At 69.1% G+C, this 25,420-nt stretch carries 21 protein-coding genes and 3 pseudogenes; 12 read left to right on the top strand and 12 right to left on the bottom strand.

The genetic code is table 11. From position 1 onward, the window contains the following. The first annotated feature begins 24 nt into the window (after positions 1-24). Positions 25-1,581 (top strand): DUF2207 domain-containing protein, encoded by a 1,557-nt coding sequence (locus V6V89_RS20070; protein WP_334620700.1) that lies wholly within the window; start codon positions 25-27, stop codon positions 1,579-1,581. Between the two features lies 1 nt (position 1,582). Here the strand turns inward: V6V89_RS20070 and V6V89_RS20065 are convergent, their stop codons facing one another. Then, positions 1,583-2,107 carry a MarR family winged helix-turn-helix transcriptional regulator gene (locus V6V89_RS20065; protein ID WP_334620699.1) on the bottom strand — a complete coding sequence of 175 codons (525 nt, stop codon included), beginning with the start codon at positions 2,105-2,107 and terminating at the stop codon, positions 1,583-1,585. Positions 2,108-2,199: 92 nt separating this feature from the next. Between V6V89_RS20065 and V6V89_RS20060 the strand changes: the two genes are divergently transcribed. Beyond that, a complete protein-coding gene (locus V6V89_RS20060) occupies positions 2,200-3,522 on the top strand; it encodes an SgcJ/EcaC family oxidoreductase (RefSeq protein WP_334620698.1) in 1,323 nt (440 codons plus the stop codon). A 59-nt stretch (positions 3,523-3,581) separates the two neighbouring features. Here V6V89_RS20060 and V6V89_RS20055 read toward each other — a convergent pair whose 3' ends face one another. The 3 genes from V6V89_RS20055 to V6V89_RS20045 form a co-directional block, all read right to left on the bottom strand. Continuing rightward, positions 3,582-4,433: an SDR family NAD(P)-dependent oxidoreductase gene (locus V6V89_RS20055; protein ID WP_334620697.1), complete on the bottom strand. Its 852-nt coding sequence runs from the start codon at positions 4,431-4,433 to the stop codon at positions 3,582-3,584. Positions 4,434-4,476: 43 nt separating this feature from the next. Continuing rightward, entirely contained in the window at positions 4,477-5,373 is an 897-nt protein-coding gene (locus V6V89_RS20050; protein ID WP_334620737.1) for an RNA polymerase sigma-70 factor, read from the bottom strand. Between the two features lie 92 nt (positions 5,374-5,465). Further along, positions 5,466-6,692, bottom strand: coding sequence for an NAD(P)/FAD-dependent oxidoreductase (locus V6V89_RS20045; protein ID WP_334620696.1), 1,227 nt, complete (start codon positions 6,690-6,692; stop codon positions 5,466-5,468). A 244-nt stretch (positions 6,693-6,936) separates the two neighbouring features. On the opposite strand from V6V89_RS20045, the gene V6V89_RS20040 reads away from it, so the two are divergent. Then, positions 6,937-7,314, top strand: a complete 378-nt coding sequence (locus tag V6V89_RS20040) for a DUF998 domain-containing protein (RefSeq protein ID WP_334620695.1) — start codon at positions 6,937-6,939, stop codon at positions 7,312-7,314. A gap of 45 nt (positions 7,315-7,359) precedes the next feature. Beyond that, positions 7,360-8,274: an SDR family oxidoreductase gene (locus tag V6V89_RS20035; protein WP_334620694.1), complete on the top strand. Its 915-nt coding sequence runs from the start codon at positions 7,360-7,362 to the stop codon at positions 8,272-8,274. On the opposite strand, the gene V6V89_RS20030 is transcribed toward V6V89_RS20035, so the two are convergent. Next, positions 8,265-9,239, bottom strand: coding sequence for a helix-turn-helix transcriptional regulator (locus tag V6V89_RS20030; RefSeq protein WP_334620736.1), 975 nt, complete (start codon positions 9,237-9,239; stop codon positions 8,265-8,267). The two genes, V6V89_RS20035 and V6V89_RS20030, sit on opposite strands and share 10 nt — an antisense overlap. A gap of 110 nt (positions 9,240-9,349) precedes the next feature. Further along, positions 9,350-9,979 carry a site-specific integrase gene (locus tag V6V89_RS20025; RefSeq protein WP_334620693.1) on the bottom strand — a complete coding sequence of 210 codons (630 nt, stop codon included), beginning with the start codon at positions 9,977-9,979 and terminating at the stop codon, positions 9,350-9,352. A 598-nt stretch (positions 9,980-10,577) separates the two neighbouring features. Between V6V89_RS20025 and V6V89_RS20020 the strand changes: the two are divergent. Further along, positions 10,578-11,213 (top strand): annotated as a pseudogene (locus V6V89_RS20020) (phosphatase PAP2 family protein); the annotation flags it as partial. Positions 11,214-11,261: 48 nt separating this feature from the next. Here the strand turns inward: V6V89_RS20020 and V6V89_RS20015 are convergent. The 4 genes and pseudogenes from V6V89_RS20015 to V6V89_RS20000 form a co-directional block, all read right to left on the bottom strand. Next, positions 11,262-11,942 (bottom strand): response regulator transcription factor, encoded by a 681-nt coding sequence (locus V6V89_RS20015; RefSeq protein WP_334620692.1) that lies wholly within the window; start codon positions 11,940-11,942, stop codon positions 11,262-11,264. Between the two features lie 7 nt (positions 11,943-11,949). Next, positions 11,950-13,389 (bottom strand): sensor histidine kinase, encoded by a 1,440-nt coding sequence (locus tag V6V89_RS20010; protein ID WP_334620691.1) that lies wholly within the window; start codon positions 13,387-13,389, stop codon positions 11,950-11,952. A gap of 139 nt (positions 13,390-13,528) precedes the next feature. Further along, a pseudogene (locus V6V89_RS20005) lies at positions 13,529-14,536 on the bottom strand (Tn3 family transposase); the annotation flags it as partial. 295 nt (positions 14,537-14,831) lie between these two features. Continuing rightward, a complete protein-coding gene (locus V6V89_RS20000; protein WP_334620690.1) occupies positions 14,832-15,167 on the bottom strand; it encodes a winged helix-turn-helix transcriptional regulator in 336 nt (111 codons plus the stop codon). Between the two features lie 65 nt (positions 15,168-15,232). Here V6V89_RS20000 and V6V89_RS19995 point away from each other — a divergent pair, with 65 nt between their 5' ends. From V6V89_RS19995 to V6V89_RS19975, 5 genes and pseudogenes are all read left to right on the top strand, one after another. Next, positions 15,233-16,072: an SDR family oxidoreductase gene (locus V6V89_RS19995; RefSeq protein ID WP_334620689.1), complete on the top strand. Its 840-nt coding sequence runs from the start codon at positions 15,233-15,235 to the stop codon at positions 16,070-16,072. Positions 16,073-16,230: 158 nt separating this feature from the next. Then, positions 16,231-16,542: pseudogene (locus V6V89_RS19990) on the top strand (DUF4158 domain-containing protein); the annotation flags it as partial. A gap of 78 nt (positions 16,543-16,620) precedes the next feature. Then, positions 16,621-17,028: a MerR family transcriptional regulator gene (locus tag V6V89_RS19985; RefSeq protein WP_334620735.1), complete on the top strand. Its 408-nt coding sequence runs from the start codon at positions 16,621-16,623 to the stop codon at positions 17,026-17,028. Continuing rightward, entirely contained in the window at positions 17,021-17,998 is a 978-nt protein-coding gene (locus V6V89_RS19980; RefSeq protein WP_334620688.1) for an aldo/keto reductase, read from the top strand. The genes V6V89_RS19985 and V6V89_RS19980 overlap by 8 nt, the downstream gene beginning before the upstream one ends. Positions 17,999-18,336: 338 nt before the next feature. Further along, positions 18,337-18,981, top strand: a complete 645-nt coding sequence (locus V6V89_RS19975; RefSeq protein WP_334620687.1) for a recombinase family protein — start codon at positions 18,337-18,339, stop codon at positions 18,979-18,981. A gap of 90 nt (positions 18,982-19,071) precedes the next feature. Here V6V89_RS19975 and V6V89_RS19970 read toward each other — a convergent pair whose 3' ends face one another. Continuing rightward, positions 19,072-20,664, bottom strand: a complete 1,593-nt coding sequence (locus tag V6V89_RS19970) for a DUF6194 family protein (RefSeq protein ID WP_334620686.1) — start codon at positions 20,662-20,664, stop codon at positions 19,072-19,074. Positions 20,665-20,747: 83 nt separating this feature from the next. Between V6V89_RS19970 and V6V89_RS19965 the strand changes: the two genes are divergently transcribed. Beyond that, positions 20,748-21,473 (top strand): MerR family transcriptional regulator, encoded by a 726-nt coding sequence (locus V6V89_RS19965; protein ID WP_334620734.1) that lies wholly within the window; start codon positions 20,748-20,750, stop codon positions 21,471-21,473. Between the two features lie 196 nt (positions 21,474-21,669). Here V6V89_RS19965 and V6V89_RS19960 read toward each other — a convergent pair whose 3' ends face one another. After that, positions 21,670-24,831: a Tn3 family transposase gene (locus tag V6V89_RS19960; protein WP_334620685.1), complete on the bottom strand. Its 3,162-nt coding sequence runs from the start codon at positions 24,829-24,831 to the stop codon at positions 21,670-21,672. 176 nt (positions 24,832-25,007) lie between these two features. Between V6V89_RS19960 and V6V89_RS19955 the strand changes: the two genes are divergently transcribed. After that, a complete protein-coding gene (locus V6V89_RS19955; protein ID WP_334620684.1) occupies positions 25,008-25,406 on the top strand; it encodes an MmcQ/YjbR family DNA-binding protein in 399 nt (132 codons plus the stop codon). The last annotated feature ends 14 nt before the right edge of the window (positions 25,407-25,420 follow it).

Raw genomic sequence — 25,420 nt, 5'->3', positions numbered from 1 at the left:
CGATCTTGCCTCAGGGAGGATGCCGTGGGCGGTCGGATGCCGGCGCGGCGGCGCCGCCGGATCAACACGATCTGGCTGGTCGTCGCCGCGCTGCTGGTCGGCTTGGCTGCGACGGTCGGCGCGCTTGGTGGCAGCACCGAGCGCGTCACCCGCATGTGGGTCGGCGCGCGGATCGCCGACGACGGCAGCGCCCGCATCACCGAGGTCATCGACTACGACTTCGGGGTCGGGTTCGAGGACCGGCATGGCATCTACCGCGACGTGCCCGGCTTGTCGCCCGACGGCGCCGATGTGACGGTGACGTCGGACTCGGCCCCCGCGAAGTTCCTGCTGCTCGCCGACCGCATCCGCATCGGCGACCCGGATCAGCGGGTCTACGGCCGGCACCAATACCGGATCGAGTACACGCTCAAGGACGTCGCGCCGAACGGCAAGCTCGCGTGGGACGCGGTCGGCACCGGCTGGCAGGTCGACGCCGACGTCGTCAAGATCCATGTGGTGGCGCCGTTCGCGCTCGACGGCGTGCGCTGCGTCCAGGGAGCCGAGGGCTCCATCTCGCCATGCCCCATGTCGCGGCCTTCACCGGGCGAGGTCATCGCCCGCGTCACCAAGCTCGCGCCCGGCAAGGGCGTCACCGTGTACGCGGACGCGGGCAACCGCCTGGCGGCGATGGCGGCCCCGCCAAGCGAGTCGACCGAGGCCCTGGGCGGCGACACCGGCACCGGCCCGAACCCGTTGCTGCCCGGCCTGCTGGCCGCCGCGGCCGCCCTCCTCGTGACGCTCGCGGTCGCCCGCGTGCTGCGGATCCTCGGCCGTGAACGGGTCGGCGGGCGCCGCGTGGAGCTCGAAGACCTTCCGCTCACACCGACACCCACACCACCCGACGGGCTGACCCCCGCCCAGGGCGGCATCCTGCTCGCCGAACGCGTCCAACCGCAGCACAAGGTCGCGTGGCTGATGACCACCGCCCTGGACGGCCACCTGCACATCGACGATGACGAGTACCGTCCGACGCTGACCCGCGCGGCGGGACCGGTCGAGTCCGACGACCTCGCGGTCAACCCCGTCCTGGACCGGATCTTCGCCGGCCGCGACAGCGTGACCCTGGGCTCCTACCACCCGGACCTGAAGGCGGCGTGGGACCTGCTTGGCAGCAGGTTGACCTGGTGGTGGGACGACTCAGGCCTGCCGAACAAGGATGCCGAGCTCCGTCACCTACGGGTCAGGCTCGCCGGCTTCGCGCTCCTGGCGCTCGGCGTGGTGGCGGCGATCGCTGGCGGCGTGCTCAGCGGCGGCATCGGCTCGTCGTGGCTGCCGACCGTCGTGGCCGGCGCGGTCCTCGCCGGCGCCGGCTTCGCGATGGTGCTCCGCGGCTGGGAGCTGCGGGTCCGCACCGAGCGCGGCACCGCCCTGTGGATCGAGGTGGAGTCGTTTCGCCGCTACCTCGCCGACGCCAGCAGGTATCCGACCGCGCGGACTGTCGCCGCCGAGCAGGTGGAGCGGTACACGGCGTGGGCGGTGGCGCTCGGCGAGGTCGAGCGGTGGTCGGAGGCGGTGAAGAGGTCGACGGTGGCGCGGTAAGTCAGGTTGACCGCCCTGGCGCACGGTCGCCGAGCGAGACGAGCAGCCGGCGCAAAAGCTCGGCCAGGCGGTCGCGGTCGGCGGCGGCCAGCCCGTCCAGTAGGCGCCGTTCGTTGGCCAGGTGACGCTCGACGAGTTCGTTGACCAGAGCTAGCCCCTGCGTGGTGAGGGAGATCAGCACCCGGCGCCGGTGGCCAGGGTCGACGGCGCGTTCAACCAGGCCCCGGTCCAGGAGCCGGTCGATGCGGTTGGTCAGCGCGGCCGAGCTGACCATCGCCGCCGTGCTGAGCGCTCCGGCGCTGAGCACGTGCGGCGGCCCGGCGCGCAACAGGGTTGCCAGCACGTCGAACTCCCAGGGCTCGACGCCATGCGCTGCGAACTCGTCCTTCACCGCGCGTTCGAGGAGGCGGGAGGCGCGCGAGAGACGGCCGACGACCTCCATCGGCGAGCAGTCCAGATCGGGGCGGGCGATCCGCCACTGGTCGATGATCGCGTCGACGCCGTCGCGGGGCTCGGTGGCTGCCATGTTGCGAATCTAACATTTCGACGTAGAAGACTTTGATGAATGGCCGAGCGCGATCTAAAGTTTCGACATCGAAATCTTCCACGGAGGTCATGATGAAGGTTCTGCTGCTCGGTGCCACCGGCTACATCGGCTCGGCCGTCGCCGACCACGTGACCAGCCACGGCCACGAGGTGGTCGAACTGGCCCGCGGCAACGGCGACCGGCCCGGCCGCGAACGGCGCATCGGCGACCTCGCCGACCCGGACTCCCTCACCCGGGCCGTGACGCCCGACATCGACGCCGTGGTCCACGCGGCGACCCCAACCGGTGACGCCGCCACCGACGCGGCCGCCGTTGACGCCCTGCTGGCTCCCCTGCGCGGCACCGGACGCCCGTTCATCTACACCAGCGGCGTGTGGGTGCTCGGCGCCACCGGACCGGTGCCCGCCGGGGAGGACGCCGCCACCAACCCGATCCCGATCGTCGGCTACCGCCCGGGAATCGAACGGCAGGTCCTCGCGGCCGCCGCCGACGACGTGCGCGCCACCGTGATCCGGCCGGGCATCGTGCACGGCCGGGGCCGCGGGATCCCCGCCCTGCTCGTGGACCTAGCCCGCAAGCACGGCACACCGGTGTTCGTGACCCCTGGCGACCACGGCGGCGAGCCCGTCCACTGGCCCATGGTCCACGTGGACGACCTCGCCGAGCTGTACGCGGCGGTACTGCAACGCGCCGACGCCGGCACCATCTGGCACGGCGTGACCGAACCGGCCGTGCCGGCGCGGGACCTGGCACACGCCGCCGGACGCGCCGCCGGCGTCCTGGCGGCCCCGCGCGCCTGGCCGGTGGCCGAGGCCAGCGAGGCGCTCGGCAAGGCGTTCGCCGACGCCCTCGCACTCGACCAGCGCGTCACTGGCGACGCCGCCGGTGCGCGGCTGGGCTGGCGGCCGCGCCGCCCCGGTGCCGTCGCCGACCTGGCGAACGGCTCCTACCGCGCCTACGAGGTCCTGGGCGCGGACGACGGCGCGGACGACGCCGCGGACGACGACGTCCAAGCCATCGCCGCGCTGGTGGCCGCCGTCGAGCACGCCCAACAGAACGAACTGCCCGACGCGTTCATGAGCCTGTTCCGCACCGACAACCCCGTGTGGACCACCGCCCACGGCAAGCGACTGGCGGGCTGGGACGAGATCAGCGCGTTCACCCACCAGGTCCTACCGGGTGCCATGCGCGAATCCACCGCGGTGTACGACATCGAGCGGGTGCTGTTCGTGCGCTCCGACGTGGCGGTGGTCAACGTCCGGCAGCGGCCCATCCGGCTGGATGGAGACCCGCTCCCTGATGCCCCCGAGGGCCGCCCGCTGCACGTCCTGGCGAAGAGCGGCGGCACCTGGCGGATCGCGGCCGCACAGAACACCCAGGTCGTGCGCGGCTAGCGCCCGCGTCGAAGTCTTTGAGCAGTGGCACCGGGGCGGGCGGCCCCCGGGTGCCACTGCTACGAGTTGGGGGAGTACGTGTTGGCGAGGGCGGCAACCCGGTCGTCCCTGGTTGCTTGCTCCACGGAACCATCCTGGAGGTCGATGCCGCCGGCCAGCCAGCCGCCATCAATGGTGAACACGCTGCCGGTGATGAACGACGCGCTATCACTGGCCAGGAACGCGACCAGGTTGGCGACCTCCTCGCTGCGCCCCGGTCGGCGCAGCGGAAATCGGCTATCGATGTCGAGTTCCTCGCCCATCTTCCGCATGAGATCGTTGCTGGCGATGTACCCCGGGCAGATGGTGTTTACCCGGATACCGACCGGCCCCAGCTCCAGGGCAGCCGACTTGACCAAGCCGATCACACCGTGCTTCGAGGCCGAGTACGCCGATGACATCCGAACACCGGTGAGCCCGGCCGCCGACGAGGTGACCACAACCGAGCCACCACCCACGTCGCGCATCGCCCGACCCGCCGCCTGCAGTCCGAGCAGTACACCACGCAGGTTCACCGCCATCGTGCGGTCCCACTCCTCCAACGGGTACTCCAGAACACCGGCCCAGTGCCCCGTTCCAGCGTTGAGATGTGCGATATGTACGGCGCCGTATCGGGCAACCGTCTCGCGGACCATCGCATCGTTGTCCTCCGGCGACGCCACGTCGACCCGCAGCCCGAACGCCTCGCCACCAGCAGCCGCGATCTTCTCGGCCGTCCGCTCAACACGCTCGACGTTACGTCCGGCGCAGCACACCCGCGCTCCGAGGGCCGCCAGCGTTGCCGCAGTCGCCGCGCCGATACCGGACCCCGCTCCGGTCACGACCGCCACCTTCCCAGCCAGCGAAACCGTTCCTTGCTCCGTCATAGTCATCAATTGCTTCCTTTTCCCGATCCGAGATGGAGTCCGTTGGTGTTCAGTGAAGAGTTAGCGTTGTCGCGGATGTGATGTGGGACAGTTTCTCGGGGTTGCGGACGTAGTAGAGGCCGGTGATGCGGGCGTTCTCGACACTGATCGCCATGACGCCGTCGATCTCGCCGTCCAGGCGGACGAGGAGTGCCGGGTTGCCGTTGATCACAGTCGGTTCGGTGGTGATCGTGCCTTCGACCTTGCCGATGCCGCCGGCGAACATTCGGGCCACCCGGTCGGCGCCGGTGACCGGCCGCAGCGCGGCGTGTTTGATGCCGCCGCCGTCGCTCATCAGGACGACCTCGGGGGCGAGTACATCGAGGAGGGCCTGCAGGTCTCCGGTCTCGGCGGCGCGCTGGAACGATTCCAGGACCGCCTGGCTTTCGCTCGAGGAGACCACCTGGCGGGGGCGACGGGCATCGACGTGCCGGCGGGCGCGGTGGGCGATCTGGCGGACGGCCGCAGGGCTCTTGTCGACGGCGGCCGCGATCTCGTCGTAACTGATGTCAAAGACCTCGCGCAGCACGAAGACAGCACGCTCGGTCGGTGACAGCGTCTCGAGGACGAGCATCAGCGCCATCGACAGGCTCTCGGCCAGCTCGACGTCCTCGGCCACGTCCGGCGAGGTGAGCAGCGGCTCGGGCAGCCAGGGGCCGACGTATGCCTCCCGGCGGCGCTTCATGGTGCGCAGCCGGTTGAGCGCCTGGCGAGTGGTGATCCGGACCAGGAAGGCGCGCTGGTCTCGCACCTGCCCCCGGTCGGCCATGACCCATTGCAGCCAGGTCTCCTGGAGGACGTCTTCGGCGTCGGCCGCCGATCCGAGTACCTCGTAGGCGACGGTGAAGAGCAGGTTGCGGTGGGCGAGGAACGCCTCGGTCGCCGGGTCGGTGGCGTCGTCGCTCAACTCTGGTCCCTTCGCCTCGTCCTTCGCGGTCGGCCGTGGTGGCCGACCGCGTTCGCGTGCGTCCACGGCACGACCCTCGCCACACGCACCGGTCAGGCCGACCGGCCGGCGGCGGCCTGTGCCTCGGCGGCGGCCGATGCTGCGGTGCGGTTGGCGCGCAGCAACTTCTGGCGCTTGGCGACGCCTCCCGGCATGCGGTGCAGCTTGAACGAACCGGGCTTGTGCGCCTCGCCGGCCAGGTGCTTGGGAATGCCCGTGCAGACCTTTTCCTTGATCCGGGCGCCCAGCCGATCGTCGATGTGCAGCCAGACCGCGACGTCGGACCGGTTGGCGAACTGATAGATGCCCCCGCCGCGGCCCAGGCTGACGCACTGGGCGTACGTCGACTGGTGGAGCTTCTCCGGCTCCTCACCGGCGAGTCGGCTGAGGACCGTGTCGGCGGCCCGCGCACCCAGCGGCGTCGCGTTCAGGCAGCTCATCCGCAGCGGCAGACCGGACGGCGCCGCCGAGTCCCCGGCCGCGAGGATGCGCGCGTCGTCCACGCTCGTCAGCGTCTCGTCCGTGAGCAGGCGGCCCACCGCGTCGGTGCTCAGCCCACTGCGCGCGCCCAGGTCGGGAACGCCGAAACCGACGGTCCAGATGGTGACTTCGCTCGGCAGCTCACGGCCGTCCGCCAGCCGTACGGCGTCGCGGGTCACCGCCGTCACCTTCGCATCCGGGCCGTCGACCACCGTCACGCCGAGCGCGGCCAGCCGCTTCGCCACCGACCGCCGGCCCCGGGCGTGCAGATACGGACCGAGGACGCCGCCACACACCAGGGTCACCTGTCGGCCCTGCTCCGCCAGCTCGGCGGCGGTCTCGATACCGGTCGGTCCCGCGCCGACCACCGTCACCTGGGCCGAATCGGGCACGTTGTCGAGGACCGCCCGCAGCCGCCGCGCCGCCTCCAACGTGACCATCGGGTAGGCGAACTCGGCCGCCCCCGGAACGTCCGGTTCGGCGCTGCCGCTGCCCACGGCGTAGATCAGGTAGTCGTAGCCGAGCGTGCCGCCGGCCGAAGTCGTCACGCTGCGCTCGGCCGCGTCGATCCGGCTCACGGTGTCGACCATCAGTCGGACGCGTTCGGCCAGGACGTCCTGGTACGCGACGATCGCGTCGTCGGTCCCTCCCACCAACTGGTGCAGGCGGACCCGGTGGACAAAATCCGGGCGCGGGTTGATCAGCGTCACGGCCACGTCGTCGCGTCGGGTCAGCCGGTTCGCGGCCATCACGCCCGCATATCCGCCGCCGACGACAACCACATGCGTGTTCCCAGCCATGGTGCCTCCTCCGTTTGCGGGTGTTTGGCCATAGGTCACCGCACCATCGATCGCTGTGACAGGGCGTGAATCAGATCACTTCGCTGGGCTCAGGTGGAACTGTGACCGCATTGGCTCGCCAGCGTGAGGCGAGGTTGCGTGTCACCGGATCAGAAAGTTTTCTGCCGGCCGATGTCCGGATCGGCGTGGTGCGCGCGACGCGTATGTGACAGGCGCCCACCAGGCGCTCACAAGGGAGCAGATCATGACCACGACCAGCCACGCAGCCACCGCCGTCACACCGCTGGCACCGAGGGATCGCCGCTCCGCCCGGCGTCTGCTGGCTTGCGGCCTGCTGGCCGGTCCGGTGCTGCTCGGGGTGGGGCTGGCCCAGGTGTTCACGCGTGACGGATTCGACCTGGACCGGCACGCGCTCAGCCAGCTGGCGCTAGGCCCGTGGGGCTTCGTGCAGATCGTCAACTTTCTGGTGACCGGTGTTCTGGTGATCGCGGCGGCCCGCGGACTGCGCGGTGCGCTGGGTCCGGGCAGGGGGACGGTATGGGGGCCACGCCTACTGGCCGGCTTCGGTACCGGAATGCTCATCGCCGGCGTGTTCGTCGCCGACCCCGCCTTCGGTTGTTGAAAAGGCTGACATGTCTCGTCAGGTTTTTCTGTCAAGGTCTCCGTCATGGATCTTGATTTGGCAGGCAAGGTTGCTGTGGTGGCGGGGGCGACACGCGGTGCGGGGCGCCAGATTGCCGTGCAGCTTGGTGCCCGTGGGGCGACGGTGTATGCCACCGGCCGTAGTACCCGACGGCAGCGGTCGGAGATGGACCGGCCGGAGACCATCGAGGAGACCGCTGAGCTGGTGACCGCAGCCGGTGGTGCGGGGATCGCCGTCCAGATCGATCACCTCGTCGCGGAGCAGGTGCGTGCGCTGGTGGAGCGCATCGACGCTGAACAGGGGCGCTTGGACATCCTGGTCAACAACATCTGGGGTGCGGAGCTGTTGTTCAGCTGGGACCAGAAGCTGTGGGAACACTCTTTGGACACCGGCCTGCACATCCTGTGGCTGGCGGTCGACACCCACATCATCACCAGCCACTTCGCACTGCCGCTGCTGATCCGCCGACCGGGTGGCCTGGTGGTCGAGATGACCGACGGCACCGCCGAGTACAACCGTACGAACTACCGGGCGACGTTCTTCTACGACCTGGCCAAGGCCTCGGTACTGCGCATGGCGTTCGCGCAGGCTCAAGAGTTGGCGGCGTTCGGTGCCACCGCGGTGGCCCTGACGCCGGGCTGGATGCGTTCGGAGATCATGCTGGAGCACTTCGGGGTCACCGAGGCCAACTGGTTTGACGCCACGGCAACGGAACCGCACTTCGCGATTTCGGAGAGCCCCGCCTTCGTCGGCCGGGCGGCCGCCGCGCTCGCGGCCGACCCGGACGTCGCCCGGTGGAACGGGCAGTCGCTGTCCAGCGGACAGCTGGCTCAGGTCTACGGCTTCACCGACCTCGACGGTAGTCGCCCGGACTGCTGGCGGTACCTGGTCGAGGTCCAGGACGCCGGCAAGCCGGCGGACGTCACCGGCTACCGCTGATACAACCTGGCCAGCCGTTGTGCGGCAACCCGCATCCGCTCGCGCAACGGCTGAGGCGCCAGTACCTCCACCTCTGGGCCGAGGCGTAGCAGCTGGTCATAGGCGACCTCGGCGGACTCGACTGGCAGGCGGGTGACCACCCAACCCTGTGCGTCGGGTTCGCCCGCCGCGTCGGTGGCCGCCTGCACCGCGGGCGGCTCGACGGCGAACCGTAACGCCCGCAGCCCGGCCTGACTCAGTCGTACCGTCACCTGCTCGGCGAGCATGCCCCGGACGAACTGTGCCGCCCGTTCGGCCCACACTGTCGGCAGGTCAAAGGACTCCTCGCGGACGAACCGCTGATCAGTGACCTCGACGGCTACGACCCGGTCGACGCGGTATACCCGGAGGTCCGCGCCGACCCGCGCGACGAGGTACCAGATCCCCGCCTTGAGGACCACGCCGTAGGGCTGCACGGTGCGCGTCACCTCGTCATGACGGTGGTAGCGAAGGATCACCGTCAGGTCCTGCCACACCGCGCGGACCAAGACACTCAGCGCAGGCGGCGGGTCGTTGTCGTGAAACCACCCCGGCACATCGAGGTAGAAGCGTTGCGCCGCCTGTGCCGCCGCATCACGTAACCCGGCTGGCAGCGCCGCGCTGACCTTGAGCTGGGCGGTGGCCAGCACATCACCGAGCCCCATGTCTCGCGCCGGGCCGTACAGACCGAGCAGAAACAACGCCTCAGCCTCAACCCGGCTGAGTCCGGTCAGCCGGGTGCGGTAGCCATCGACCAGTCGGTAGCCACCGTGTCGTCCCTGCTCGGCGTAGACCGGCACCCCCGCAGCGGCCAATGCGGTGATGTCGCGGTAGACGGTCCGTTCTGAGACGCCTACTTCACCCGCCAGCTCCGCTGCGGTCATAGCCCCCCGCGCTTGCAGCAACAGCACCATCGTGAAGAGCCGGGACGCACGCACATCCGCCATCTTGGCCGTAGAAGCCAGCACCCGGCACCTCGCCCACCCGACTCGCCCACCCGACACGCCCAGACTCGATAGCGACGAGCCAGCAGGGGGATCAGTCCTCGTCGCCCGCGTCAGGGTCGCGCAGTATGCGCCGGGCGCCGCCGAGCTCGGGCAACTGAAAACGAGTAGTGACCATCGACGTTGATGTGCTTGCGCAGGTACGGCGAGAGCCGAGCCACGTCAGCGTCCAGGACCGGGTAGCCGATACGGGCGGATGTCTCCTCGCCGAGTCGGACGTAGATGCCGAGGGTGGCCAGGTGTCGGTGGCGGGACTTGGCCTGTAGTTCAGCGGCGCTGCGGCCCTTGGCCGCGAGGTGGGTCAGGCCGGAGTGGCGCAGCTGGTGGAGGGTGTACCCGGCACCGTGCGGGTCGTGGAGCTGGGACGCCTGCTTGAACAGGTACTCGGCGCGCGGGTACGACAGCCTGCCGCGGCCGGTGTCCGGGCAGACGTCGACCAGGGCCGGCGCGCGGCGTCCGGCGCCGGGAGCACGCCGGTCGGCCAGAAACACCGGCCCGGCGGTACGACCGGCCAGCAGCCGGGGCAGCAGGCGTGCGGTCGGGGTCTCCCAGTGCACGTAGGCGCGGTCGCCGCCCTTCTCGGTGACCAGGGCGCGGCGGAACTCCATGTCGAGGTCGGGCACGTCCAGGCCGAGGATCTCCTCGGCACGGGCGCAGGTCTCGTAGAGCGTCCGCCACAGCAACCGCTCGCGCAGCGGGTGGCGGTCGTCGGTGAACAGCCGCTCCAGGCGAGCACGCGGGATGGCCTTGTCCCGGGTTCGGGTGACCTTGCGGCGCTCCAGACGGCGGCCGGGGTTCGGTGGTCAGCCAGTCCTGACGGCGGCAGTAGGTGGTGAATGAGGTCAGCGCGGACAGGTGCTTGTTCCAGGTGTTCGCGGCGCCCTGGTCCCAGCGGGCCATCGTCTGCTCGTAGAGCTCCGGGGTGAGCGCGGCGACCGGCACCTGATCCCCGGCAGTCTCGCGCAGCCGGCGCAGGGTCTCTGTGTAGGTGGCGCGGGTGCGGAGATCGCCGCGGAACCGGTTGAGGAACGCGTCGACGGCGACCACAAGCGCCACCGGGCGCCGGGCGGTCGGCAGCGGGATCACGGACACCTCGGCGACCTCTTCCGGCGATGTGACACAGAATGTGGCCGAGTCGCCCCCACCGTCCGACTCGGCCCGCTGCGTGGGTTTGTCGCTGCGTTGTTCTCTGCGGAGTGGTCAACCCTGACGATCGTCTGGGGTGCGCGGTTGCCGTTCGGCTCGGGTTTCCGGCTGCTTTCGTTTCTACGGTCGACCCCCATGAAACGAGAAACACGAGCTACCAGCGGGGCTGGTCGGTTGTTGGCTGCGGTCGGCGTCTTGGCAGCGGTTGCGGCGACGGTCGCCTGGCTTTCTCCGGGCGGGTTGGGCCGAGCCGGGGCCGTGCAGGTTACCGACGGAGTTTCGGTGTCCGGGTACCGAGCGGTCATCGGGGCGACGGCGGGCGCACCGTCGTGGTTTGGCCCGGCGCTGGAGGTGGCTACCGAGGGCACTCTGGTGCTCCTGGGCATGCTGCTGGTCGCGATGTGGTGGACGGCGATGCGCCGCCGGGACGTTCGAGGGGTTACCGGGACCGTGCTGACCGGTCTCGGCATCGTGGCGGCGTACGCAGTCAGTGAAGCGGTAAAGCTGGTGGTGGACGAGGAACGACCGTGCCGTGCGCTGCGTACGGGGATCGAGCTGATCGCCGATTGTCCCGCAAGCGGGGACTGGTCGTTCCCGAGCAACCACGCCACCTTGGCCGCTGGGCTGGCCGTCGGGCTGGCGGTGCTGTGGCCGCGCCTTGCCGCGCTGACGTTGCCCCTGGCCGGGGCAGCCGCGTTGCTGCGGGTGCTGGTGGGGGTGCACTACCCGCACGACGTTCTGGCCGGTGCGTTGCTCGGCGGCGCGGTGGTGGCGGCTGCCCTGCTGGGGCTCATGCCGCCGGCCCAGCACGCGGTGTCGTCACTGCTGCGCAGGTGGTGGAACAGTGATGCCCGCTTCGTGGGCGACCACCGCGGCCGCAGCCCGGTTCTCCACACCGAGTCTGGCCAGGATGGAACTCACGTGCGCCTTGACCGTTCCTTCGACCACATGCAGCCGTCGGGCGATCTGCCCATTGGACAGCCCGCTGCCGAGGAAGGCCAGCACATCCCGTTCCCGGGGGCTGAGGGCGTCGACCCGGTCACGGGCGCTGGAGCGCCGCACGGCCAGGGTGTCCGCGCCCGTCGCGGCGAGGTGCGCTACGACGCGGGCCGCGACTTTCGGTGACAGGTAGGCGGCGCCGTCGGCCACCGCGCGTACCCCGATGATCAGCTCCTCGGGCTCGCCGGACTTGATCAGGAAGCCGGCGGCGCCGCCGCCGAGCGCCTGCAGGATGTAGTCGTCCTCCCCGAACGTGGTCAGAATGATCACGCGTGTGGCCGGCACGGTCCTGCGGAGCTCCGCCATCGCTTCGATGCCGTTCATGCCGGGCATCCGGATGTCGAGGACGGCCACCGCGGGCCGGTGCCGCCGCGCCAGCTCGACGGCGTGGTGTCCGTCGCCGGCCTCGCCGATGACTTCGATGTCAGCAGCAGTGGCGAGAACCGCGCGTAGCCCGGCACGGATCATCGGCTCGTCGTCGGCGATTAGTACGCGGATCATCGGCGGCTCACGAGGTGACCGAGTCCTGAGACACCAGCACGTTGTCGCGGAAGCAGAGCCGGTAGGCGTCCCCGGAGCGATCGTCGAAGCGATCGGCCGTCATCGCGTAGTACTCGCACGTCACCCCGTCCTCGGTCGGCGCGGCAGTCAGCGGCCGGTAGCGCGTCTGCCGGCGCGGCAGGACACGCTCCACCTCGGAACGATCCTGCCCGATGCGCAGGCGGGCGTAGTCGCCCGGATCCAAGACCGCCTGTGCCGCGGACAGCGTCTCCCAGCCCGCCAGAGCCCCGCTCAGCAGCCCACCAGTGACCAGCGGCACCATCACCGCGATGACCAGGGAACGGCCCACCCGCCGCCGGGCACGGCGATGCTCCTGCGGCAGCGCCCGATCCGTCCAAGGGGTCACCGGCGGTGGCACCGGGATCCGCGGGATCCGCGCGGTGACGGCGAAACCTCCATGGTGCGAGCCGTACTCGAATGTGCCGCCGACCAACCGCACCCGTTCGGCGAGGCCGACCAGACCACGCCCGCCGCTGCAGGGGCGGACCTGCACGCCGGCCGGTGACGGTGGCGGGCCGTTCTCTACCACGATCGTCGTCTCGGCCGCCGTATGCGTCACGGAAATGATCGCCGTCGCTCCGGGCGCGTGTTTGGCCACGTTGGTCAGCGCCTCCTGCGCGACCCGGTGCATAGCCCGCTCGGCCATCGGCGGCAGATCGCCCGCCTCCCCATCGATACGCAACTTCACCACTAGCCCCGATGCCGAAGCCGCGGCCGTCAGCGCCGCGAGATCGGGCCCGTAGACGTCCATTGGAGCGCTATCGGTCTGCTCGCGCAGGACGCCGATCACCTCGCCGAGGCGGTCCACCGCAGCTCCGGCCCGGGCCCTGAGGTCTGCGGCGGCCTTTCGGTGGTGCTCTTCCAGGCCCGGCGCCAGTTTCAACGCGCCCGCGGACAATGCGATCAGGCTGAGGTCGTGACCGAGCAGATCATGCATGTCCTGAGCGATCCGCGCACGCTCGCGCAGCCGAGCTTGCTCGGCGACCAGCCGCTGTTCACGCTGCGCCTGCTCGGCCCGTTCCCAACCGGCCCGGACCAGATCCTGATACTGGCGCCAGGACCGTCCCGCGAACCATGGCGACATCGTGCCGGCGACGATCACGATCAGGAACCGGCTCGCCAGTTGCAGCCAGCCGGGCACGACCGAGAACACCACCACACCGGCCGAGAGCACCGCCACTAGCGCAAGCACCGTCGGGCCCGTCCGCCCCGGGCGCCGTCCGGCCAGGAACGCGGTAACCACGGTCGGCAACAACCACCACCCGCTCACCATGCTCAGACCGGCAAACACGACCGCAGCCCCAGTCAGAAGAAATCCCGGGTCAACAGCCCGTGCGGTGGCAGCCGTTCCGGCTGCCACCGCGACCTTGATCGTCGCGCGCTTCACCGAGGCGACAGTACGGGCCACGGTTGCCGCGCGACACTGCCGAAAGACAAATCAGCGGACGCTCAAGGCGCGGCGCCCGTCGTCCATCATCGGATCCGAAACGCCGGGCATATAGCCTGCCCGAGCCACTGAGGTGATCTCAGCGACTTCCTGGTAGCACACGCAGCGGCCGGTAGCCGTCGCTGTCGAGCTGGGCAAGCTCGCCGTCGATGTCGACCGAGTGGGTGCCGTAGAAGTGCACGTTCTCGTGGTGCGTCGGCCAGATGTGCGCGAGGACCTCGTCGTCGACCTGGCGGTCGGCCCGACGCAGCGCGGCCACACCAAGACCGTGATACTCCGTCGACCAGCAGACGATCGCGTTTGTGGCCAAGGTCAGGCACCACATCTCCTCGGTCTGCTGCTCGTGGTGCCGACGCCGCAGCGCTCCCTCCCCGGCGTACGCGAGGGAACGGCGCAGAGCGTGCAGGTTCTCTCCCTTGTTCAGCTGCCGGGCAATGCGCCGCCGGTAGGTCTCGTCGGCCAGGTAGCGGGCGGCGTAGACGGTGCGGCGCAGCGCCCCGTACTCCTTGATCGCGCTGGTCAGCGCGTTTTGCTGTCGTTTCGACGAGCACAGCTTCCCGACGATCAGCGCCGCGGTGGCGTGCCCGCCCTGCACGCTAGCGGCCACGCGCAGCAGGTCGTCCCACGTGTCCGTGATCAAAACCAGGTTCAGCCGGCGAGTCAGCAGCGCCCCGGCGCGCGGGGAGCGGTCGAGGAAGTCGGCGCGGGGCCCGGTCCGGTACAGGGTGATCTTGCCGAGGTCGCGGATGCGCGGGGACAGCTGTTTGCCGACCAGGTCGAACAGGGCGAAGTTTGCCAGGGTAGCGCCGTGGGTGTCAGTGGCGTGCTCGAAGACCGGCAGGTCGGTGGCGTTCCCGAGCAGCCCGTCGAGCACGTAGTGCGACTCCGGCGCGGTCGCCACGATCACCTTGGTGTCGAAGGTGGAGTGCTGGTCGGAGACGTGGGTGTAGGTGGAGACGCCCTGGCCGCGGGCGAAGTACCGGGACAGGTGCCGGGCGGTGATGGACTTGCCTTTGACCGGGAACCCGCCGCAGGACTCGGCCATCGCGGACAGGCCCATGTTGGTGGCCTCCGCGATGATCACGTAGGGGTGCGGCCAAGGTAAGCCCAAAAGCCGCCATGAGTTGATCTTGGACTATCGAGGCGGCTTGGGCGCCGTACCTGCGTGACCGGGATCTGCAGCGCGAGATCGGTGACGGGCTGAACGTGGCCGAGGGTTGGAACGGCAACCAGGTGCTGTTCTACGGCAAGGGCGGCGACATCGCTACCGACCGCCGCGACGAGCAGGAGCTGTCGGTGCCTGCCTGCACGTGCTGCGGGCCGCCGTTGCCTGGGTTCGGCATCGAGGAAAGGGCGGATGCCCGCGCCGAGGCGCACATCGGTCAGACGGTGACGTCGGCTCCGGGATCCGGCACTGCCGTGGCCCAGGCCGCCATGGCCTCCAGGACGTCGCGCAGCCCCTCGCCGAGAGCGGTGAGCTCGTATTCGACGCGCGGCGGGATCTCCGCGTACATGGTGCGGGTCACGATGCCGTGCCGCTCGAACTGGCGTAGCCGGCTGGTCAGGGTGTGCGGACTGATGCCGGGCAGGGCCCCGCGCAGCTCGGTGAAGCGACGCGGGCCGTGCAGCAGCTCGCGCACGATCAGGGTGGCCCACGGCCCGTTGAGCAGCACGAGGAACCGGGCAACACCGCACTCAGGAAGACAGGAATCGGTCACACTTTGACCGTACCCCCATTAGTGCAGTTGATGTAACCGGTACACCTCGTGCACTAATGGGGTCCATGACTTACGTGATCCACGGCGCTACCGGCGCCCAGGGTGCCCCCGTCGTCGCTGCCCTCGCCGCTGCGGGCAAGCCCGTGACCGCTCTGACCCGCAACCCGGACGTCGCCGTGGCCGGCGCCCGCGTGGTGGCCGCCGGCTACTCCTCCACGCAGGCACTGACCGAGGCATACCGCGGTGCCGACGGCGTGTTCATCCACCTGCCGATCACCTCGGAAGAGCAGCGCCAGACCTACGTGCGCAACATCGTCGCCGCCGTCCGCGCGGCCCGCCCGGCCCGTGTCGTGTTCTCCACCAGCGGTATGCCGACCGGCACCGGCGGCACGGCCGACCTACTGACCAGCGGCTTGGCGGACAGCGGGGTGTCGCATGCGGTGATCGAGCCCACCCTGTACCTGGAGAACCTGCTCATGCCCTACGTCATGGACACGGTCCGCGAGCGAGGCGTACTGCCCTACCCGATCCGCGCCGACCTCCCCATCTCCTGGGCCTCCCACCTGGACATCGCCGACGCCGTCGCCGCCCTGTTCGACCGCCACGACGTGACCGGGGTGGTCTCCGTCGGTCAGTACCCGGCGATCACCGGAGCGGACCTGGCCCAGGCGTTCGGCGCCCACTTCGGCAAGAACGTCGTCTTCGAGCCGATCACCCCCGAGCAGATGCAGACCTCCATCGCGCCCGCGATCGGCGAGGGCCCCGCCGCCGACGTCGCCGGAATGTACGCGGCCATGAACACGCTTCCAGACCGCTCCATCACCCCCGAGAACTCCGCCCAGAAGCTGCTGGACATCACCCCCCGCACCACGGGTCAGTGGATGACCGACATCAGGTGCGAGTGACCGCGGCGCAGTCCACGGCCGGCCCGTCGCTCCGGTAAGGGGTCTCAGTAGTTTCCAGCGAAAAACCAACGCTAAGGACGATCTTCGATGAGGTGCTTGGATCTGTCGGATAGGCGCGACGGACGTCGCGGACGTGAAGTTCGCTCGTTGCGCCGGACGTGGCGACTCGGGATGTGTTCTCCGCAGAGGAGTTGGACCAGCTTCGGGCGTTTCCGGAGATCAACCGTGCGGAGCTGATCCGGCACTTCACGCTGACTTCGGCGGATGAGGCGTTCCTTCGGCGGTTCCGGCGGCCGTCGAACGTGTTCGGCGCGGCCGTGCAGATGTGCACGCTGCCGTGGTTGGGGTTCGTTCCGGACGAGGTGGCCGCGGTGCCGCCGGCGGCGGTGGCGCGGCTGTCGGAGCGGCTTGTGATCCCGGTGGCCGAGTTGGACGCCTATGCGCCCGTTTTTGAGACTCAAGTCGGGCATCCGGGGGCCCTGTCGTCAAGGCCACACACGAAACTAATCGACATAACTGAATTTGCTCTAGAGTCAGCTCCAGGGGGCATGCTTGCCGCCATGACGATCGAGGCGTCGCTGGTCAACGGGCCGACCATCGGACAGGTGTCGGAGATGGTGGGCCTGTCCCCGGACACATTGCGCTGGTATGAACAGATCGGATTGCTCGACACGATCCCGCGCGATGCCGCCGGACAACGCAGGTACCGGCCAGTCGACATCGACCGACTGCAGCTGTTGATCAAGATGCGGGCAACCGGCATGCCGCTTACTGAGATGCACGACTATGTGGCATTGATCCATGGCGGACCGGCCACCCGGGTCGACCGGCTCGCCTTGCTCGAAGCCCACCGCCAACGGACGTTGGAGCGCATCACTGCGCTGCAACGCGACCTGGTGGTCATCGACCGGAAAATCGACCGATACCGCACCCTCCTGGAGCAGGATCATGCGTAGAACGACCCTCGGTAACGGCAGCCCACAGGTCTCGGCCCTCGGCCTGGGCTGTATGGGCATGAGTGCACACTATGGACCCCGCCCGCCGCAGGCTCAGTCCATCCGCACCATTCACCGCGCCCTCGAACTCGGCATCGACCTCATCGACACCTCTGCTTCCTACGGCGCCGGGCACAACGAGGAGCTTGTCGCCAAAGCCATCCACGACCGGCGGGACCGGGTCTTCCTATGCACCAAGTTCGGCATCCGACGTGACCTTGGGCCCATGCGCATCGACTCCTCACCCAACTGGGCGCGTCAGTCCTGCGATGAATCCCTCCAACGCCTTGGCGTCGATCACATCGACCTGTTCTACCTGCACCGCCGAGATCCCCAGATCCCTATCGAGGACACGATGGGTGCCATGGCCGACCTGGTAGCGACGGGCAAGGTCCGCCATCTGGGGTTGTCCGAGGTCAACGCGCAAACACTGCGCCGGGCACATGCCGTCTATCCGCTCACCGCGCTGCAAACCGAGTACTCACTGCTCAGTCGTGAGGTTGAAACGGAGATCCTGCCGACGTGCCGTGAGCTGGGCATCACGCTCGTCGCCTACTCGCCCATCGGTCGCGCGCTGCTGTCCGGGCAGATCAACACTGACACCGCGTTCGGCGACGACGACCTGCGCAGCAGCAACCCTCGCTTCGGCGACGGCAACCGTGTGGCCAACCTCGCCCTTGTCGATCGGTTGCGCGCCCTCGCCGATGAGATGGGAGTCATGCCGGCCCAGCTCGCACTCGCGTGGTTGATCGCGCGAGAAACCGTGCCGATTCCCGGCACCACCTATGTCCGGCACATAGAAGCCAACGCAGCCGCCGCCGCAATCGAGCTGACATCCGAACAAATCCGAGATATTGAAGAGCTCATACCGGCCGACGCCGCCGCGGGCGAGCGCCTTTCAGCGGCCGCCGCACGCTGGATCGGCAAGTAAGAGAGGAAGCCCTGGGCCGTCGCGCTGTGCATACGCCGCAAGGCGCCCTTGTTCCAGGCCCGTGACTAACAAGATCCACGAAAACGGCGCTAGCGATGATCTTGAAAGTTGTCCGATCTTGGATCGGCCCTTGAGGGCCAACGCTCGGAGACGTCCCGTCAGGCAAGATCATCTTCGGTGGGCGGGACGGCGCCGTCCCGCAGGGGCAATAACGATCGTTTTCGCCCCGTACCCGCTGGCCGTCACACGGGCCCTGGAACCATTCTCGAAACCGGTAGCAAAACCATGGAGCAAAACCGGCATGTAGCAGAAGACTCGCAATCACCGTTTTCGCTACGGTGACGGCCTCGCCCGCACTCTGGGAGGCCACCATCAAAGATCACCTCATCCTCAATGACGACCCGACCGCCCGCGAGAACCTGATCGGGCTGGCCCGGGTATCCACCGACGCCCAGGAACTCGCGCGCCAGATTGATGGCCTCAAGACCGCCGGCTGCTCCCGGATCTACCTCGACAAGGCATCCGGTGCCAAGGGCACTACCCGGCCCGGCCTGACCGCCGCCCTCGATCACATGCGCCGCGGCGACACCCTCGTCGTGCTCGACCTGACCCGGCTGGGCCGCGACACCCGCGAACTCCTCGCCATCGTCGAAGACGACCTACACGCCAACGGCCGCCACTTCCGCACCCTCGACGGCATCGTGCTCGACACCAGCGACGACATGTCCGGCGAACTAATCTTCACCGTGTTCGCTGCCATCGCGAAGTTCCAGCGCCAGCAGATCGTCAAAGGCACCCGCGAAGGCCTCGCCGCCGCTCGCGCCCGAGGCCGTGTTGGCGGCCGCCCCCGCGCGTTGACCGCCGAGCAGATCACCGACGCCCGCATCCTGCTCGGTGCCGGGCAAACCCAGTCGGCGGTCGCGGCCAAGCTTCGGGTCTCGCGCTGGACCCTCAGACGCGCCCTCGACACCGCGCTGCGCTGATCTGCGCCGCCCGGCAGACAACCTTTGACAGCAGCGAGAATGCGCCCGGATCGAGGCAGGATGCATGGGGGCACCGAGGGTCCAGCTGGGCTACGGGCGCCGGCTGCTGCGGTGCTCGCGGTCGGCGCTGCGGGAACGTGCCTGTGCTACCAGTCGCGTCACCTCGGCCGCGGTGGCTGGGCCTGGGTTGACCACGCTCGCCCAGCCCTGCACGGCGTAGGCCGGATGTGGCATCAGTCGGTCTGTCTCCGCGAAGTCGAGCTTGTCGCTGTGTGCGGCGAATTCCTCCGGGCCGTAGCCGAACAGGTTTCGGAACTCGGCGCGCCCCACCTCGATGTTGAGCCGGTACCGTCCAGGCTCGGACAGGCGGGACTGCTCGTCGAAGTCTGGGACGTCGTGCAGGACGATCGTGGCGAAGGGCCGCATCCGATCTTCTCCGGCGAAGAAGAACCGGTCGCCCCAGGTGTAGGGCGGCATGTCGGAACCCGGCTCGATCCAGGTCTCGGTCACCCCAGGAAGGCCGGCGATCCGGGCTGCGTCGGCCGCGCCGGGCGCGGAGCCGATGTGCAGGATCGCGTCGCAGGTCTCGATCGTGGCTGTGTCCAGCGGGAAGTACCCGAGCAGGTCCGCCACGCGTTCGCGCAGATCGCTGCCGGACGGAGGTGGAAAAATCCCGGTCTCCGGGCCGAGGCGCTCCTCGTAGGTGCCTGGCTCCGGCTGCCCAAGGCCGACCGGCCCGCTCGCCCCGAGACTGCCGGCCACGTACATGTACTTGTCCCCGAGCAGCGGCGACACGATCGAGCCGGCGCCGTTCCACTGTGCGGCCAAATCTTGGCCCTCCCAGTGGGTGTCCCACAGGCTGGGGTGCCGTTGCAGGTGGGCGTTGTTGGCGGACACCAGGGTCGGCCCGCGGTCACGCTCGTGGGCGAGGATGTCGAGCAGGTTCTGCGCCATCAGCGCGTCCCGCACCGCGAGCAGGCGGCCGAGCCGCTGCGACTGGGTGCCCGGTTCGGCCATCGCGGCATGGTAGGCGAGCAGGCCGATGGCCGTGGTGGCGAGCACCCTGGCTCGGTTCCAGGACTGAGTGGAGGTGTCCCTGGTGAGGCGGGGTGCGTCGGCGTACAGCTGCGTGCGGAAATCCTCGGCGAGGCCGCGCAGGGCGGCAGCCTCCGGTGACCGGCCGGGAGATCGCGTCGCGTCGTACATGATTTCCTGGGCGGTCCAGCGGCCCTCGTCGCCGACCAGGCGGTCCAGGTCGGGCGCTGGTACGCCGAGGTATTCGCGCAGCTCACGCAGGATTGGGCCAGGGCTCGGCGCGCCGGCGATCTCGGTGGGAGCGTCGAAACCGTGGAAGGCGATGCGCTCGCCGGGCGGCAGCTTCTCGTTGTGGGCGCGCAGCCAGTCGATCAGTTCGCGGGTGGCCGGGTGTGTGCCCCAGCCGTGACTGATGCCGGTGGTCAGGTCCACGTCATCGCGGCGGCCTTGCACGTAGTCGTCGACGGCGAGGCCGGCCGCCCGGTCCGACTCGATCGCGATTGACCGGAAGCCGTGCCCGGCGAGTGTCTCGAGGATCCGGTTGCGCAGGCGGGGGAACGCCGGCTCGCCGTGGTAGGGCTCGCCGATCGCGAGCAGGTGGGGCCGGCGTGCGGCGATGAGGGACTGCAACTCGGTGTCGAAAGCCATGACCTCAACCGTATCGTTGAACCAGCGGTTGAAACTTTGGCTGAATTGACGTGGAGCATATCCCGGTGAAGTTTAAAAATGGGGTGTACCGGCCGGTGGATTTGGCGCGGGCACATGGGCTGTCCGCGCAGGCGGTCCGCAACTACGAGCAGGCCGGGGTGATCCCGCCGGCCGCGCGGACGGTGAGCGGTTACCGGGTCTACACCGACGACCATGGGGGCGCGCTGGCCGCTTACGTCGCGCTTGTCCCGGGGTACGGGTACCCCGCGGCCGGTGAGATCATGAGGTCGGTTCTCCGCGGCGACCTCCCGACGGCCTTGGCCGTGATCGATACCGCCCATGTGCAGCTTCAACGCGACCGGGAGACCGTGGACCGGGTCGCTTCGGCGGCTGTCGTGCTGGCGTCCTGCACGCCGACCGCGCCAGGTCCGGACGGGCCTGTTTCGGTCGGTGTCCTCGCCCACCGGCTCGGTGTCACCCCGGCCACCCTGCGCAAATGGGAACGCGCCGGCGTCCTGGCCCCGGCCCGGTCTCGGACCGCACGGTCCTACTCACCCGATGACGTGCGCGACGCCGAACTCGCCCATCTGCTGCGCCGCGGCGGCTACCTGCTGGAGCACATCGCGACTGTGATCGAGCAGGTTCACGCCGCCGGTGGGCCCGGCCCACTGGCCGCCTCGATCGACCAGTGGCGGGAACGGCTCACAGCCCGCGGCCGGGCGATGCTCACCGGATCCGCCCGCCTCGCGGACTACCTGTCCTTCCTGGAGCGGACGTCCCGCGACGCTTCCGCCTCATCCGATACGTAGAGGAGTTCGACACGCTACGCGGGTGGTGCCCGGTCGGGGGTTGCGCAGCGGACGGCCCCAGGACGGACACGGCCGAGGGCACGTCCGGACAGGACGGCGCAGATCACCCTCGGGCCCGACGCCCGCATCCTCGACAACACCTGCGCCGTGGTGGGGTGGATCGCGTAGCCCCCAAGCGCTGGGCCTTCATCCGCGCTCACTCCTCGTCGGGGTCGGCGTTGTCTGGGTCCCGCAGCGGTCGTCGCCCGATACCTTCGGCCAGCAGGAGCGGTTGGAACGAGTAGTGGCCGTGCACGTTGATGTGGGCGTACCAGTAGGGGTGGATGCGCAGCACGTCCTCGTCGAGCACCGGGTAGCCAGATTCGCGCAGCGTGGCCAGGATGCGGTCCAGATAGACGGTGTTCCATAGAGCGACGCAGTTGACGACGAGGCCGAGCGCGCCGAGCTGATCCTCCATCCCCGCGTGGTACTTCTCGCGTAGTTCGCCGCGACGACCGTGGCAGATGTACTTGGCCAGCCGATGGCGCTCCTCCTGCAGGTTGCGCATCCGCTTGATGTCGCGCCGGTACTGCTCCCGGTCAACGTAGGACAGGACGTGCAGCGTCTTGAAGATCCGGCCGAAGTGGGCCAGCGCGTCGCCGAGCTGGGTGGGATTGCCGCCGCGTTGCAGGATGCGCATCACCTCCGACGCGGCCACCTCCCCCGCGTGCACGGACGCGGCGATGCGCAGGATGTCGGACCAGTGGCGTTTGATCTTCTCCAGGTCGATCAGGTTCCGTGACGCGGTGTCGAGTGGCCCGTAGTCGGGCGCGCGGGCGGTGCGCCACAGCCGCTGGTCGGGCAGGCCCGCCAGTTCCGGCCGGTAGTCCACGCCCAGCAGCTTGAGCAGCCCGAACACCATGTCGGAGTACGAGCCGGTATCGGAAATGAACACCTCTGGCCGGGCTCCGCCGTCACGGCGGTACATGAGATCGATCGCGTACAGCGAGTCGCGGGGCGTTCCCGACAACACGATCCCCGCGGTCCCCACACCCTGATCGTTGATCATATTGAGCCAGGTCACGCCCTTCTTGCGGCCGAAGTACTTCGGGTTCGGGCGTGCGTCGATGCTGCGTACCGGGACCACGAACCGGGTGCCGTCCACCGCGGCCACCAGGCCACCGCCCCACAGCGTCGCGGTGGGGATGCCGGCCTGGCCCCAGATCAGCGGCACGTTGGCGGCGGCATGGCATTCGGGTCGCACGTAGTTCTGGTACACGTGGTTGATCCGTGAGCGGGTCAGTGCCTCCACGCCTGGGGAGACCACCGGAGCCCAGCCGACGTTGAGGGCCTGTGCGGTCAGTACCGCCGCGAGGCTGGGGGCCATGTCGCCGGAGATCGGGCCACCGCGGGAGATGTGGGTGTAGGAGGCAATGAACTCGGGATGCCAGGACATGACTTCCTGCACGACGTCGCCGATGTCGGCCTTGGGCATCATCTTGCGAGCGGTGTTGCGCAGGTCCTTCAACGACGCCGGTTCCGCGATGGCCTCCAGCGCGGCGGCGTGCAGCCTGCCGTCCTTGTCCACGTTGATGTCGCCGGCCTGCGCCCGGGCCGCCATGTACTGCCAGGTGGCACCCAGCTCGGCGGACCACCCGGCCAGCAGCTCATCGGGGTGCTCGGGCAGCTGCATCGAGTCGAGCAGTTCCTCACGCCGCGCCTGCCACACCTGCCCGGACAGCAGTTGGGCGCGCGGGTCCGCCCACCGTGACGACGCTGCGGCGAAGATGTCGCGGCGCTTGAGCCGCTGGTAGAACTGCTCCAGCACGCAGAACACGTAACTGTTGCGGTCCACCGTGCCCTCGGGGCGAGGGTCCTTGAACACCAGGGGACGCCATCCCGCGGGCACCACATCCACCTCGACCTTGTGGGCGTCCAGACATCCCGGCGGCACCCGTTTGGTCGGGTTGGCGTCGACCAAGTCCGGCAGCGACTGAAACGCGATCAGGATCTTCGCCGAGTCGGCGGTCGCGCCGAACTCCACCGTCTCCACCAGCAGCCGCAAGAACTTCTTGACCAGTGGATACCGTTGGGTCAGCGCGGCGCGCCACTCGCCGTCCGGGTCGGCGTCCGGCGGCAACACCAGGCCGCTGATGTTGGCCACCGACGCGCGAAGTTCCGAGCGCGACACCACGTTCTCGATCGCGTCCCACACCACGTCGAGCGTGATGTTCTCGCCCCACTCCACGGCCTCCAGCAGCACCTCTACCGCCGCTGCCAGCTTGCCCGCGTCCCGGCTCAGCCGTGGATAGCGGCGCAGCTTCTCCGTCTTGGACGCCCGCTCCGCCCGGGCCAGCAGCTCACTGGTGACGATCAGGTCGAACAGTTCCAGCGCGTCATCGGTCGCCTTCGCCTCCAGGTACACGATTGCCGACAGCAGCGTGGCCAGCTGGTACTCGTACGGACGGCGTCGGCGCAGCGCGGTCGCGTTGCGCATCATGCCGTCGCGGGCCAGCTCCCGCAGCCGCCGCTGCGGGACCACGGTCACATCCACACCGCCCACGCCTGCACCGACAACCTCACCGACCCGCCGCAGTGCCTTGATCAACCCGGTCACCGTTTGCTCGATCGGCCGGCGTCGCAGGATCTCCAGCGCGGACTTGTTCGTCTTCGGGTCCACGTCCAGCAAGCTCAGTAGGAACGTGGCCTGCCGCCCGTTGATCTGACTGACCAGCTCATGCCGCAACCGGGCCTCGGCGGCAGACCGGGTACCGCTGACGTCCTGCATCAGTCGGGCCAGCCCCGGGAGCTCGACCTGGCGCTGCCGTAGCCAGCCGATCGCCCCGTAGAACAACTGCGCACTCGTCTCGCCGGTGTTCCAGCAGCGCCGCTCCAGCCACAGCGCCAGCTCAGCCGAGCCCTCTCCATAGCCCCGCCAGCCGGCCCGCTGGCGAATCTCGCGCTGATGCTCCCACTTGGTGTTCACCCGTTGCGAGTACGCCTTCACGCACGACGGGTCGGCGATACCGAGCTGGGCGGCCACGTCGTCCAGCACCACCGCAGGCACGTCGAGAGGGTCGTCCAGGAACTTGCCCAGATACCGAAGCGTGGTCAACTGGAGCATGAAGCCCAGCCGGTTGGCGTCCCCACGCTTGTCCGCGATCAGGTTCCGGTCCTCGTCGTCAAGTACGAAGAACTGATCCAGCTCATCAACGGTCGGTGGACGGGCGTAGCAGCCGTACGCGGCCAACTGCTCGCCGGTGAGGAAATCCTCGGCGTCTTCACCGGGTTCCCCAGACTCATCGGCCAACTGCCCGGATAGCTCGCCATCATCGGCAGGATCGTTGCCCGCCAACGGACTCTCCTCGTGATCGACCATGGTCGATCAAACTACGCAATCCCATCCAGGATCACGCACCGCTGTCAAGATCATCGCTAGCGCCTTTTTCGTGGATCTTGTTAGTCACGGGCCTGATCGGCGCGGCCCCGCCAACCCCGGAGACTCTGATGTGCTGATGTCCTACCCGGCGGGCAGGATGGGCGCGGGAGGTGCAGATGAGCGACATCGCGGACGTTCCGCCCGCCGTTGTGGGCCGGCTCCGGGTGATCTGCGGGGAGCTGCCCGAGGCGTACGAGGAGCCGGCGTGGATCGGCCTGCGGTGGCGGATTCGCCGGCGGACGTTCCTGCACGTCTACACCACCGACGGGAGGCGGTCGGCGTACATCGATACGGACGATCCGACCATCCTGATGACCTTCCGGGCGCCGCCCGGGGAGTTGGCCGCGCTGGCGCATGTCGGCCCTCCGTTCTTCCGGGCCGACTGGGGTGTGAATGTCGTGGGAATGGTGCTGGACGACGAGACGGACTGGGTCGAGGTTGCCGAGCTGGTGACGGACAGCTATCGAGTGCAGGCGCCCCGCCGCCTCGCGTTCCGGCTGAAGGCAGGTGGATGAACCGCCGGCTACCT

It is taken from the genome of Micromonospora sp. CPCC 206061, assembly GCF_036906915.1.
Classification (GTDB): Bacteria; Actinomycetota; Actinomycetes; order Mycobacteriales; family Micromonosporaceae; genus Phytohabitans.
The sequence above is the reverse complement of the archived record's forward strand: the minus strand, read 5'-3'. Positions and strand labels throughout refer to the sequence as shown.

Bases quoted from the DNA above. Each gene is read 5' to 3' on its own strand.
- V6V89_RS20065 (WP_334620699.1), bottom strand. From the start codon at position 2,107: ATGGCAGCCACCGAGCCCCGCGACGGCGTCGACGCGATCATCGACCAG.
- V6V89_RS20060 (WP_334620698.1), top strand. From the start codon at position 2,200: ATGAAGGTTCTGCTGCTCGGTGCCACCGGCTACATCGGCTCGGCCGTC.
- V6V89_RS20055 (WP_334620697.1), bottom strand. From the start codon at position 4,433: ATGACTATGACGGAGCAAGGAACGGTTTCGCTGGCTGGGAAGGTGGCG.
- V6V89_RS20045 (WP_334620696.1), bottom strand. From the start codon at position 6,692: ATGGCTGGGAACACGCATGTGGTTGTCGTCGGCGGCGGATATGCGGGC.
- V6V89_RS20040 (WP_334620695.1), top strand. From the start codon at position 6,937: ATGACCACGACCAGCCACGCAGCCACCGCCGTCACACCGCTGGCACCG.
- V6V89_RS20035 (WP_334620694.1), top strand. From the start codon at position 7,360: ATGGATCTTGATTTGGCAGGCAAGGTTGCTGTGGTGGCGGGGGCGACA.
- V6V89_RS20030 (WP_334620736.1), bottom strand. From the start codon at position 9,239: ATGGCGGATGTGCGTGCGTCCCGGCTCTTCACGATGGTGCTGTTGCTG.
- V6V89_RS20015 (WP_334620692.1), bottom strand. From the start codon at position 11,942: ATGATCCGCGTACTAATCGCCGACGACGAGCCGATGATCCGTGCCGGG.
- V6V89_RS19995 (WP_334620689.1), top strand. From the start codon at position 15,233: ATGACTTACGTGATCCACGGCGCTACCGGCGCCCAGGGTGCCCCCGTC.
- V6V89_RS19985 (WP_334620735.1), top strand. From the start codon at position 16,621: ATGCTTGCCGCCATGACGATCGAGGCGTCGCTGGTCAACGGGCCGACC.
- V6V89_RS19980 (WP_334620688.1), top strand. From the start codon at position 17,021: ATGCGTAGAACGACCCTCGGTAACGGCAGCCCACAGGTCTCGGCCCTC.
- V6V89_RS19970 (WP_334620686.1), bottom strand. From the start codon at position 20,664: ATGGCTTTCGACACCGAGTTGCAGTCCCTCATCGCCGCACGCCGGCCC.
- V6V89_RS19960 (WP_334620685.1), bottom strand. From the start codon at position 24,831: ATGGTCGATCACGAGGAGAGTCCGTTGGCGGGCAACGATCCTGCCGAT.
- V6V89_RS19955 (WP_334620684.1), top strand. From the start codon at position 25,008: ATGAGCGACATCGCGGACGTTCCGCCCGCCGTTGTGGGCCGGCTCCGG.